General features: G+C 36.5%; 8 protein-coding genes. All 8 read left to right on the forward strand.

The window, feature by feature from the left end:
* Positions 1-171: 171 nt before the first annotated feature.
* Positions 172-3,741 carry a rhamnogalacturonan lyase family protein gene (locus tag DMB68_RS23330; RefSeq protein ID WP_165830098.1) on the forward strand — a complete coding sequence of 1,190 codons (3,570 nt, stop codon included), beginning with the start codon at positions 172-174 and terminating at the stop codon, positions 3,739-3,741.
* Between the two features lie 138 nt (positions 3,742-3,879).
* On the forward strand, positions 3,880-4,899 hold the full coding sequence (locus DMB68_RS05440) for a family 43 glycosylhydrolase (protein ID WP_110345615.1): 1,020 nt from the start codon (positions 3,880-3,882) through the stop codon (positions 4,897-4,899).
* Positions 4,900-4,945: 46 nt separating this feature from the next.
* Positions 4,946-6,016, forward strand: a complete 1,071-nt coding sequence (locus tag DMB68_RS05445) for a glycoside hydrolase family protein (RefSeq protein WP_110345616.1) — start codon at positions 4,946-4,948, stop codon at positions 6,014-6,016.
* A gap of 39 nt (positions 6,017-6,055) precedes the next feature.
* A complete protein-coding gene (gene rhaM, locus DMB68_RS05450) occupies positions 6,056-6,370 on the forward strand; it encodes an L-rhamnose mutarotase (protein ID WP_031453496.1) in 315 nt (104 codons plus the stop codon).
* Positions 6,371-6,436: 66 nt separating this feature from the next.
* Positions 6,437-7,519, forward strand: a complete 1,083-nt coding sequence (locus tag DMB68_RS05455; RefSeq protein WP_110345617.1) for a PKD domain-containing protein — start codon at positions 6,437-6,439, stop codon at positions 7,517-7,519.
* 23 nt (positions 7,520-7,542) lie between these two features.
* Positions 7,543-8,826, forward strand: a complete 1,284-nt coding sequence (locus DMB68_RS05460) for a DUF4861 domain-containing protein (RefSeq protein WP_110345618.1) — start codon at positions 7,543-7,545, stop codon at positions 8,824-8,826.
* Between the two features lie 34 nt (positions 8,827-8,860).
* On the forward strand, positions 8,861-11,869 hold the full coding sequence (locus tag DMB68_RS05465) for a glycosyl hydrolase (RefSeq protein ID WP_110345619.1): 3,009 nt from the start codon (positions 8,861-8,863) through the stop codon (positions 11,867-11,869).
* A gap of 88 nt (positions 11,870-11,957) precedes the next feature.
* On the forward strand, positions 11,958-13,310 hold the full coding sequence (locus DMB68_RS05470) for a glycoside hydrolase family 88/105 protein (protein ID WP_110345620.1): 1,353 nt from the start codon (positions 11,958-11,960) through the stop codon (positions 13,308-13,310).
* Position 13,311: the final 1 nt, after the last annotated feature.

Raw genomic sequence — 13,311 nt, forward strand, 5'->3', positions numbered from 1 at the left:
ATTATCCAGATAATTTTAGTAGTACTAACCTTTTAACCACCAATTATGAAAAAACAAATACTTTTTGAATCTGCTCGGATTCATCTTCGGAATAATTTTTATAAAATTATTCTTTTTACAATTTTTAATCTTTTAATAAGTCACAATTCTTTTTCTCAAAATTGGAATATCTTGGGCAACGAATCTCAGGTATCTGCTGTTGCCTCAAGCTATACTTCTATTGCAGTTTTAAATGATGTTCCTTATGTAGTTCTTAGAGAAGGAACCGGACCTGTAGTTAAAGTAAAAAAAAGAAATACTGTCACAGGAAATTGGGAACAAGTAGGTAACGATATTGGAGCGAATCTTAATTTTTCCAGAATAATACTGGACAAAACAAACCGCTTTTATGTTACTTACGTGGATGCCGCAAATGGTAATAAACTGGCGTTGAAAATATATAATCCGCTCACAGATGCTTGGGAACCATTGAATAACGACACTGGTAATCTTTACGTTTCGACTGGATCAGTTACAAATACTAGTGTTTCGGGATTAAATTCTACACCACGCAGTTCTTTGGCATTCGATTCAGATAATACGCCTTATATTGCTTTTGGTGATGGCGCAAACCTAAATCCCTATGTGAAAAAATTTGATGGTAATTCCTGGGTTACAGTTGGTGGTGGTGCAGTGAACTCTTCAGTAGCTGCTTTTGGTGTAAGTCTGGTTATTGACGAGGCAGATATACCTTGGCTGGTGTTTTGCAGTTCGGCTTTGGCTAGCGCAGGAACCGGAACAATGTCTCTTTATAAATTAAATGCCGGTGCTTGGACTAATAGTCCTAATATTATTCCTGCTTCTCCTGTTACTGGTGGTGTTCGTCATACGAGTATGGCTCTTAGTTCTACAAATAATTTGGTAATTGTATATTTTGATGCTACTCCAAGTCCACCGGGCCCTGCAGGTAACAATCGAGCTACAGCAATTGAGTATAGTAAAAATGCTGCAACTCCTGTCTGGAGCGCTATTACAAGATTAGGTTCAAGAGATTCTCCAAATTTAAGTTTAATCAAGGATGTTTCAAACAATCTTTATTGCTCTTTTATTGATAATATAGACAAAAACACTCCAACATATTCTGCCCGTGTGTTTAAACAGGCTACTGGTGAAACTGCATGGACAGAAATGAAAGATCCGACAGTAATTAGAGGTATTGATGAACCTGCTGGTAATTTAACTATTGCTGCAGGAAGCCAATACCCGTTTGTAGTTTATACAAAAGCAAATACAGGTGGTATTGTAACACCTATTGTTAGAACCTATGTCCCGGCTCCTCCGCCGGCAACACTTACTACAAATACGGTTACAAATTTGACAGCAATTACAGCAGAAGCAGGAGGAGATATTACCTCAGATGGAGGAACTGTAATTACAGAAAGAGGTATCGTTTATAGTACAAGCAGTAATCCAACCGTAGCTAATACTAAAATTATAGCAGCTACCGGTGGAACAGGCAATTTTTCAGTAACCATTCCTGGCCTTACACCGGCAACTTTGTATTATGTTAGAGCCTATGCAATAAATGGTGGCACTACTTATGGACAAAATGTTAGGTTTAATACGCTGGCTCTGCCTGATGCGGTAGTGAATACGCCAAAACAGGTAGAATTTTTGAACCGTGGTGTAGTTGCCTTGCGTAAATCGACCAATGAAGTTTTTATCAGTTGGAGATTGTTAGGTAATGATCCTGCAAATGTTGCTTTTAATGTTTACAGGGATAATGTAAAAATCAATTCGGCTCCTATTACAACTTCGACAAACTATATCGATAATATTACAACAAATGGAAGCTACACAATAAAAACAGTTGTTGGTGGTACTGAAGGTGCTGTATCGGCTCCTGTTTCGGTATGGGCGAATAACCAATTATCAATTCCATTGCAAATTCCTCCTGGAGGAAATATTCAAATTCCTTCTGGAGGAACTGTTCCTGATGCTGGTACAGCGTATACGTATACCGCAAATGATGCCAGTGTTGGTGATGTTGATGGTGACGGAGAATATGAAATTTTCTTAAAATGGGATCCTACATTATTGAATCATAACGGAGGAGGTTTTTCGGGAGAACAAATTTTCGATTGTTATAAAATGAACGGTACTTTACTTTGGCGTATCAATTTAGGTAAAAACGTAAATGCAGGTCCGCATTTCAATCAATTTATGGTGTATGATTTTGATGGAGACGGAAAAGCTGAAATAATTTTAAAAACAGCCGACGGAACTATTGATGGAACTGGAACAGTGATTGGTAATGCTACTGTTGATCACCGAAATTCAGGAGGATGGGTACAGGCAGGTCCTGAATTTTTGACTGTTTTCAATGGTCTGACAGGAGCAGCTATGGCAACAGTTGCTTATCAGCCGGCAAGGGCAAATACAGCAGATTGGGGAGATACGTACGGAAATCGTCAGGATCGTTTTGTTTCTGCCGTGGCGTATTTAGATGGCGCACGTCCAAGTCTTATTGTGGGGCGTGGTTATTATGATAAACTGATGCGAGCTGCTTATGACTGGCGCGATGGACAATTAACGCTTCGTTGGATTTTCGATAGTAAAGACGCGAGTGATCCTGCCAATAATGCATTTTCAAGTCAGGGAAATCATCAGATGACTATTGGTGATGTGGATGGTGACGGAAAAGATGAAATCATCAACGGTTCCAGTGCTATTAATGATGATGGAAAACGTCTTTGGACTTACGGTCAGGGTCATGGAGATGCGCTTCACATGTCGGATATGGATCCCGATCGACCAGGTCAGGAAATCTGGCAGTGCCTGGAATCAGAAGGCCAATATAGCCCTTATGGCATCAGACTTAACGATGCCAAAACCGGTAAAATGATTTTTGGAGCGGTAACTACAGGAGATGTCGGTCGTGCTCTGGCAGCAGATATCGATCCAAACCACAGAGGTTACGAAATGTGGAGTTCTTCCGGAAACTTGTACAATGTTCAGGATGGTCAGATCGGAACCAGTAAACCAACTTACGGAAGTCAGGCTGTAAACGGTGCTGTATGGTGGGATGGTGATTTAGGACGTGAATTACTCGACGGTACCATCATGGACAAATGGAACCCGGCAACACAATCACTAAACCGCTTGTTTACTATTTATCAGGCAGCTCCGGTTTCTTCTAATAATGATTCTAAAAAAAATCCGGCTCTTACCGGTGATATTTTAGGTGACTGGAGAGAGGAAATTATTCTTCGTCGAACAGATAACACAGCTTTGATTCTTTTTACAACGAATATTGCAACAGGTCACCGAATTCCTACTTTGATGCACGATCCTCAATACCGTACAGCAATTGCCTGGCAAAACTCGGCTTACAATCAGCCTCCACATCCAAGTTATTTTCTGGGTTATGATATGGCTCCGGTTCCGACACCTAATATTACCATAAAAGATATTTCTAATTTAGAAGTTAAAAAATCAAAAGTTTCAACAGCAGAAGTTTTGGTTTATCCAAATCCTTCTTCTGGACAATTGAATGTTCGATTTAATGGTTTTAAATCTTCTAAAGCTACGGTTGTAATTTCTAATATCACGGGACAGATTGTATTAAAAAAAGAAATAGAACTTACAGGTAATGATCAAAATGTAGCCATTAGTATTCCGAATCAAAATCAGGGCGTATATCTTCTAAAAGTAATTAGCGATGAAGATACTAAAACACTTAAAATTATAATTGAGAAGTAATATTGTAATGATCTCTTAAAAAGAAGATTTACAGTTTTTGTAAATCTTCTTTTTTTATGATTTAAACTTAACAGTATAGCACAGGATAGTATTCGGCGAATAAGTAAATATATTTGAAGATACCCTTATTTTCTTTTCATGAAATTTAATCTCATCAAGTTCACAAAAATAATCCTCTTGTTGCTTCTGTTTTGTCTTCCGGTTTTGGGCCAGAACGTATCACAAAAAGGGAATGATGAAATAGCAGATAAACCATTATATCGCGACCCCATTTTTGACGGGGCAGCTGATCCTACTATAATTTGGAGCAGTAAAGACAAAAAATGGCTTATGTTTTATACCAACCGAAGGGCAAATATTGGCGGAAATGGTGTAAGCTGGGTACATGGAACTCCCATTGGCATTGCCGAATCAGAAGATGGGGCACACTGGAAATATAAAACCAATTGCAATATTGGTTATTCGATTAAGGATGTTACGTATTGGGCTCCGGAAGTTATTAAACATAAAAACAAATACCATATGTACTTAACAATTGTTCCGGGTATTTTTGAAGATTGGAAACATCCTCGATATATTGTGCATTTGACCAGTAAAAATTTAGTCGACTGGAAATTTGAATCACAATTAAAACTGGCTTCAGAGCGTTGCATTGATGCTTCTGTTTTTCAATTGCCTGATGGAAACTGGCGTATGTACTACAATAATGAAAATGACGGAAAATCTATTTATTATGCCGACAGCAAAGATTTGTACCATTGGACAGACAGTGGAAAAAAAGTAGTAAAAGACAGGGGAGAAGGCCCGAAAATTTTTAGCTGGAAAGGGAAAAACTGGATGATTACAGATCCATGGAAAGGTTTGGCTGTTTTCTCTTCGGATGATTTTATAAACTGGAAAAGACAGGAAAAAAACATTCTTCAAATTCCGGGAACAGGAGAAGACGACAAAGTAATCGGAGGACATGCAGACGTAATTGTAAATGATGATAAAGCGTATGTTTTCTACTTTACACATCCCGGAAGGACTCCTGAAAATAAAGGAATCGATAATTTTGAAACCAGAAGAAGTTCCATACAGGTAGCCGAATTAGAATATAATAATGGAGAAATATTCTGCGATAGGGATAAGCGGGTTCATATTAATCTAAAACATTAATTGATTATTTTCAAAATGCTTAAAATTTGATTTTTATCTAAAAAAAATGAATAGAAGAAAGTTCATAATTGGGAATTCGCTTGCTCTTATAGGGTTATGTCTTCCTTTCTCACTAAGAAGCAATAGCTTTAAAAGTGATCCAAAAATTTCCGATTTTGAAAAAAAACTGAAACCGGTTGGACGTGCCCTTGAATTTGAAGATTATTATGTATGGTGCAATAGTCCAATTGAAGGGCCTGATGGTAAAATTCATGTCTTTTTTTCGCGTTGGAAAAAATCTAAATCAATGAGTGGTTGGATTAACGGATCTGAAATTGCTCATGCCACAGCAGATTCTCCAGAAGGTCCTTATACTTATGTAAGTACTGTATTAGCTCCCCGTGGTGAAGGCTTTTGGGATGCAACCACCTGTCATAATCCAAGTATTCATTTTGTGGATGGAAAATATGCGCTTTTTTTCATGGGAAATTCTAATGGCAAAATGAATACCAAACGCATTGGATTAGCCACTTCGGATTCCCTTTATGGACCATGGAAAAGACCGGATGAACCTTTGTTGCTTCCCGGAGATGAAGGATCATGGGATGATCTTTTGACTACAAATCCGTCTTTTTTAAAACATCCAAATGGTGAATACTGGCTTTACTATAAATCATTGGATACAGAAAATTATGTGCATCCAAAATTTCCAGTTAAAGGAAACAGAAAATATGGTTTGGCAGTTGCTAAATCTCTTTATGGACCTTATAAAAAATATAAAGGAAATCCTGTTGTTGATTTCTCTAAATTAGGAGATAATAAACAATGCGAAGATGCTTTTGTCTGGTATGAAGATAAAAAGTTCAAAATGCTGGCAAGGGATTTGGGCGTTTTTGGACAGGACAACGGATTGTATATGGATTCGGATGACGGAATTCACTGGTCTGACCCTTCAATATCCTATCAACCGCTGAATAAATACATAAATCAGCCGGAAGCGCCAAAACATCTTAATCGGTATGGGCGTTCAGAACGCCCTCAGTTATTATTTCAAAACGGAAAAGCGACTTATTTGTTTACTGCTTCACAAGGCGGAAAATTTGAAACTGCTTCCTCGTTTATTTTCAAAATAATGTAAATATCTTTAGAAAAAATATTCTTTAAAAATTAAAAATTTATGGTAAGAAATGCTTTTAAAATGAAATTAAAACCGGGCTTTGAAGCGGAGTATAAAAAGCGACATGATGAGATCTGGCCTGAATTAGCAAGTCTCCTTTCAGAAACCGGTATACAGGATTACAGTATTTTTCTGGATGAAGAAACATTGATACTTTTTGCCGTTCAAAAAATAAGTGATGATTTCGATTTTGATTTGCTGCCAAACCATCCAATTGTAAAAAAATGGTGGGCTTACATGGGCGATATTATGGAAACTAATCCTGACAATTCTCCTGTTGCTATTGGCCTGAAAGAAGTTTTTCATTTAGATTAATTATTTTTGTGATTCCCCATATTTTCAATATTGCAATAAGGGTTGAAAAATTTTAAAAATAAACTTATGAGACTTCATATAAAAAAAACATTGTTTTGGGCAATACTGTTTTCCACATTATTTCAATGCTGGTCACAGGACACCAGAACTTTTAAAGTTTTTCAGTTTCCGGCGAATAAAATTCCAACCATTGATGGAAAAGCTGACGACTGGAAAATGGTTCCGGAAAGTTATACTGTTGGAATGGATCATTTATGGGAAGATAGCGGAAAGCACTCAAAAGCAAATCCAAAAAACTTAGACGTAAGCGTAAAGGTGGCCTGGGTGAAAGGTCTGAATCGGCTGTATTTTTTATATGAAGCTTATGATGATTATTGGGATTTTTCTTTACCGGGTCTGCATAACGATACTTTTGAAGTTATTGTAGATGCCGATCAATCAGGCGGGCCATTTATAGACAGGTTTCATCCCAATGCGGCCTTGACTAATACAATGGATGCCTATTTTTCATATCATGGAGTGCATGCCCAAAACTATCATATTTTCACTCCCGCAGAAGGCAAAGACTGGACATTAGTATGGGGAAGCCAGCCTTGGATCAAAGAATTACCTTATGCAAATGCCGCTTCTAATTATAATTTTAAACCCGGAGAGTCAGGAAAACTGACATTAGAATTCTGGATTACTCCTTTTGATTATGCAGGAAATGATCCTTCCAGAGCTGTAGAATCTATTTTGGAAGAAAACAAAAACATTGGGCTTTGCTGGGCGATTATTGATTATGATAATGTCAATAAGGAAGCAAACAATGGCTTTTGGAATCTTTCTAAAGAGCATAAAATGTACGGAAATGCTTCTTACAGCCTGCCTTTTAAATTGATGCCTTTAGAAGAAAAATTCAAAAAAGAAATCAGTGCAAAATGGACTTTTAATGTAATTGATAAAAATAAGAGAACGGTTGCTTTTGTCGATCAGTCTGAAGGTGAAATTGAGTCGTACAAATGGGATTTCGGTGATGGGAATACTTCATCAGAAAAAAATCCGATTCATGAATATAAAGAGGCCGGAAAATATATCGTAGTTTTAGATATTTCAGGTCCAAAAGGAAAATCGAGATTGTCCAAAATCTGGGATGTTGCCGTAAAATAAGTAGTAAAATAAAAATAAGAATAATGAAATCGAAACTCTGTCTTTCAATAGCTTTATCGGCTATGATTTTTATAAGTTGTAAAGCTCAAAAATCACAATCGGCTAAAATTGTTTTAACTAATAATTCGGATTTGGAATTGCCTCAAAAAGCCATTTCAATAAAAAGAAATACTCTCAATACAAAAGGTATCGAAAAATCTTTTCCAATAGTTTTGCAAAATTCAGATACGATTCCGGCACAGCTAAATGATCTGGATGGTGACGGAAAATGGGATGAATTATTCTTTGTGGCTGATTTTTCTGCTAAAGAAAAGAAAACAGTTGAACTTAAATGGTCCAATACGGATCCTAAGTATACAGTAAAAACCAGTGCACGTTTCGGAAAAAGAGAAGCAGAAAATTTACCTGTACAGCCTGCAACTGAAGAAGTTTTGTTAGCGAATCAGGTTTACAAGAAACTTGGGTTTCAAAAATACCAAACTGATGGCCCAACCTGGGAAAATGATAAAGTAGGTTTCAGACATTATCTGGACGGAAGAAATTGTAAAGATGTTTTTGGTAAAAGAACTCCCGGTATCACACCTGAAAATGTAGGTATCAGTAGCAAAGGCGCCGTAGAAGACAATTATCATCAGATGCACGAATGGGGAAGGGATATTTTTCCTGTGGGAACTTCTGCCGGATTAGGCGGATATGGCTTAATCGTTGGAGATGAAATCAACAGACTCGGAATTCTGATTAATGATACGATCAATAATGTTGAAAAAACGACTTTTAAAATTGTAAGTGAAGGCCCGGTAAATTCGGTTTTAAGTTATAAATATCAAAACTGGCAGGCTTCAGGAAACAAATATCAGGTACAGGAAACGGCTTCAATCTGGCCTGGAATGTACGGATATAAAAATACAGTTTCCTTAAATGGACTGAAAGGTAATGAAACATTGGTTATTGCGTTTTCAAATATCAATAATCAAAATCCGTTGCAGGTAATTGATGCCGGAGATTATGTTTGTTTTATCCTTCATGATAAATTAACCTATGAACGTCAATGGATTTTGGGAACTGCTGTAATTATTCCAAAAGATGCTTACAAAGGCTATATCGAAGCTCCAAAAACAGGTAAACTGACCAATTCCTATTTGATAAAAGTAAGTACAAAAAATAATCAGCCGATTAGTTATTATCCAATAGCTGGATGGGAATTGAGCGCTAATAAAAACTTTAAAGACTCAGCTTATTTTAGCAATTATGTGACCAGTTTGGCGAAACAGCTTTCTGCGAAAATTACTGTTACTGTCAATAAGTAATCTAACCGTTTTTAACCTTTAAATGGTAAAATAGATGAAAATTAAATTTTTTATAAAAGCACTGGTTTTCATGTTATTATTGTCGATTTTGATAGTAAATGCATCCTTTATTATAAAGGATAATAATTCAGATGATGATCAAATAGCGAAAGATTTTGCCGATGCAAATGGACCAACTCCCTATATTTTATGGCAATGGATGAATGGTTGTGTAACCAAAGAAGGAATTACATCTGATTTGGAAGCATTTAAAAAAGTAGGGATAAAAAATGTCCAGCAATTTTTAGTAGGCGGATCTGAAGCCGATATTACCGATCCAAATATAACTGTTTTAGGGGGGCAATGGAATGATTTAATGCAATTTTCATTAGACGAATGCCAGAGATTAGGAATGGATTTTGGAACCCATAACAGCCCTGGATGGTCATCCAGTGGTGCTCCGGGTTTAAAGGTAGAAGATTCTATGCAAAAACTGATTTGGGCAAAAACATCGGTTTCCGGAAAAACGGCTATGGGAAGTATTGTTGCAAAAGCACAAATAGAAGCTAAATGGAATTATTATAAAGATATATGCCTGATTGCTATACCAAAAGGAAAAGAGAATCTTACTAAAGAGAATATAATTGTTATTACTGATGGACTTGATAAAGAGGACCGATTAAATAAAAAATTACCGGAAGGGCAATGGGAAATATTTCGGTTTGGACATACCACTACAGGAGAAATGAATATGACTGCCCCGGTTTCAGGACAAGGTTTGGAAGTGGACAAAATGAACCGAAATGCCCTTGATAAATTTTGGGCTTTATATCCGAAAAAACTATTAGACTTGGCTGGTAAACATAGTGGAAAAACTTTCAAACGGATCGAAATTGATAGTTATGAAGCTGGTTTTCAAGACTGGACTCCTAAAATGTCAGCAGAATTTAAAACCCGAAGAGGTTATGAATTACTCCCGTGGCTTTTGGTTAAGGCTTGTTATGTCATTGATTCAAAAGATAGTACAGAACGTTTCCAATATGATATGCAACGGACTATCAATGAACTTTATGCCGATAACTATTATGGATATCTGGAAGAATTAATACATAAAACGCCGGGATTGGAATTTTTATGTGAACCTTATGGAACGGGAAAGAAAAATTTTGATGAAACGGCTATTCGTGGTATTGGTGATATGGTGATGTGCGAATTTTGGACAAAACCTGCAACCTGGGGATGGGATTCCATTTTGCCTGTTTCCAGTAATGCACACGTTAACGGAAAAAAAATTGTAGCAGCAGAAGCTTTTACGGGACAACCGCAATACGCTTTTCAAAATGATTTAGCCGATTTGAAAGCCACAGGCGATCTCGCATTTTGTGAAGGCGTAAATCTTTTTGTGCTTCATGCAAGTGCGCATCAGCCTTGGCCTCATTTAAAACCGGGTATGACAATGGGATGGTGGGGAACACAATTCGGGCCATCACAAACCTGGTGGGATCATGGAGCGGCGGAATGGATACAATATGTATCCCGCTGTCAGCTTCTCCTTCAAAAAGGATTGTTTGTCAGCGATATATGTTATTTACAGTTATCAAGACAAAAGAAAACCTTTATTCCGGGAGGCTATAAAGGAGACATCTGCAACGAAAAAGAACTATTGACGCGTTTCTCCGTTAACGATAATAAATTAGTACTTCCTGATGGTATGACTTATAAAATACTGATACTGCCAAACGATTGCAAGCTGGAACCGGAACTGGCCCACAAAATAGAGAAATTGGTTGACGATGGTGCTGTTGTTGTTGGAAATGGATTTGCAGGAAGTCCAGGTTTAAACAAATCAATTGAAAATACTCTTGAAATAAAAAGTATTAGTGAACGTTTGTTTGGCTCATTTGGAGAAAAAAAATCAGAAAAAAGAATACTTAATATTGGTAAAGGCAAAGTATATAGCGGCTATTCCGCAAAAGAGGTTTTGGCATTAGAAGAAATCTCAAAAGATGTGGAAGTGTTAGACAATGAAAAAGATCTTAATTGGATTCATCGAAATGATAAAAATGTGGATTATTATTTCATTTCCAATCCTACATCAGATAATAAATCATACCGAATCAACTTCAGAATTAAAGACATGAAGCCGGAACTTTGGGATCCTGTTTCCGGAAAAATGACAGATGTGTTAATTTGGGAAAATAATAAAAATCAAACTTCTATTTCTCTTAATCTGGAAGCGAATGGTTCTTGTTTTATTGTATTCCGTAAAAAAAATGAAGGAAATTCAAACTCTGTTAAAACAATTTCCCTAAACGGAGAAGATTTAAAAACTAAACTTCAGATAACAAATGATAATAAACTGATTTTGAGTAAAAAAGGAGTTTATGAAGTTAGCTTTAAAAACAATAAAACAACCACGATAAAACAAAATAAAGATCCTGAAACGATACTTTTGAATGATAATTGGAATGTTAATTTCGAAGAGAATCGTGGAGCAGCTCCTACAGCTCACTTTGCAAAACTAATTTCATGGCCATTACATACTGATCCTGGTATTCGTTTTTTTTCAGGAACAGCCTCTTACAAAAAAACATTTCAACTGAATTCGAAACAACTTAAAACCAATAAACGTCTTTTGTTGGATTTAGGAAAGGTTAAAAATATTGCCACTGTCACAGTAAATCAGAAAAAAGTTGCTGTGATCTGGAAACCGCCATTTTCTGTAGATATAACTGATTATTGTAATTCAGGAGAAAACCAATTAGAGGTAACTGTTACTAACCTTTGGCCGAATAGAATTATTGGTGATAAAAACGAGCCCGAAGATTGTGTTTGGGGACCAATTCGCGACTTTCCATATGTGAAGCCCGCTCCCGTCATTGGACGTAATCTTCAGGAAATACCTCAGTGGGTTGTTAATAAAATTGAACGTCCCAGTAAAAACCGTATCACTTTTTGTACCGTAGATTTCTTTGAAAAAAACACCCCACTGTTAGAATCGGGATTAATTGGGCCTGTGCGAATAAATATTGAAGACATTTTGGATTTAAAAAACATTAAGTAAAAAAATAATTTATATAAAATAATCTATGAATCGAATTCAGATAAAATAATAAACAGTAATAATTATAAATTTTAAACTAACATTAACCATGAACTATAAATCAACCAAAATTATCGCCTTATTTGTTTTGGGTGTCAGCAATTTTGCAAACGCCCAAACCAATGATGCCACAACACCTTTGCATCTAATGCAGCCTGATTATCCAACACCGTATGTAATTCCGCAAAAAGAAAATATAAAATCGGTATTGGACAGAGTCTATAATTTTTTAGATAAAAATTCGGCTTCAAAAATTATAAATGCAGCAACAAAGGCTGAAATTACCGACTATAAAAAAAACAAAGAAGATGTTATTTTCGAACCAGGAGCTTTTAGATTAACGAGTTACGAATGGGGCGTTACCTATGCCGGAATGTTGTTAGCATCTAAAGCTACAGGAGAAAAATACTTTGCCGATTATTCGAATAAAAGAATACAATTAATCGCTGATGTTGCAGAAAATATTCAGGAAAAAAATATCAAGGATAAAGACATGCTCAAAACGCTTCATCCCGAAGCTTTGGATTTTGCAGGAGCGCTTTGTGCTGCTTTTATTAAGGCAAAAAAAGAAGGTTTAAAAGCCAATATTGATCCTTTGGTTAATAATTATATCCACTTTATCAGCAGTGAACAGTTTAGGTTAAAAGACGGAACTTTAGCCCGAAACAGGCCTCAGGATAATACGCTTTGGTTAGACGATATGTTTATGAGCGTACCGGCTTTAGCACAAATGGGGGCTTACACAGGTGACACAAAATATTTTGATGATGCTGTAAAACAAGTGAATCAGTTTTCTAAAAGAATGTTCAACGAGCAAAAAGGAATCTACATGCACGGCTGGGTTGAATCGATGGAAGTACATCCGCAGTTTCATTGGGCAAGAGCTAATGGTTGGGCTATAATGACAATGGTTGAATTACTGGAAGTTTTACCTAAAAATCATCCGGGATATCCACAGGTTTTGGCACAATTACAAAAACACATCGCCGGTTTGGTGCAATATCAGCACGGAACTGGTTTTTGGCATCAGTTATTAGATAAAAATGATTCCTATCTGGAAACTTCTGCGACAGCTATTTACACGTATTCTATTGCCCGAGCAATTAATCGTGGATATGTAGATAAAATGACTTATGGTCCAGCCGTTTTATTGGGTTGGAATGCAGTTGCTTCAAAAGTAAATGAAAAAGGTCAGGTAGAAGGAACCTGCGTAGGTACAGGTATGGGCTTTGATCCTGCGTTTTATTATTACCGTCCGATAAACGTTTTTGCCGCTCATGGTTATGGTCCTGTTTTATTGGCTGGAGCCGAAGTAATTTTGTTGTTAAAAGACAATCAGTTTCAGATAAATGACAGTGCAATACAATTAAAAGTTGAAGGTAAAAACAATTTACACAAATAAG

Source organism: Flavobacterium hydrophilum, from assembly GCF_003202405.1.
GTDB classification, from domain to species: domain Bacteria; phylum Bacteroidota; class Bacteroidia; order Flavobacteriales; family Flavobacteriaceae; genus Flavobacterium; species Flavobacterium hydrophilum.

Coding starts and splice junctions, on each gene's coding strand:
- DMB68_RS05470 (WP_110345620.1), top strand. CDS start 11,958: ATGAACTATAAATCAACCAAAATTATCGCCTTATTTGTTTTGGGTGTC.
- DMB68_RS05455 (WP_110345617.1), top strand. CDS start 6,437: ATGAGACTTCATATAAAAAAAACATTGTTTTGGGCAATACTGTTTTCC.
- DMB68_RS05465 (WP_110345619.1), top strand. CDS start 8,861: ATGAAAATTAAATTTTTTATAAAAGCACTGGTTTTCATGTTATTATTG.
- rhaM (WP_031453496.1), top strand. CDS start 6,056: ATGGTAAGAAATGCTTTTAAAATGAAATTAAAACCGGGCTTTGAAGCG.
- DMB68_RS05460 (WP_110345618.1), top strand. CDS start 7,543: ATGAAATCGAAACTCTGTCTTTCAATAGCTTTATCGGCTATGATTTTT.
- DMB68_RS05440 (WP_110345615.1), top strand. CDS start 3,880: ATGAAATTTAATCTCATCAAGTTCACAAAAATAATCCTCTTGTTGCTT.
- DMB68_RS05445 (WP_110345616.1), top strand. CDS start 4,946: ATGAATAGAAGAAAGTTCATAATTGGGAATTCGCTTGCTCTTATAGGG.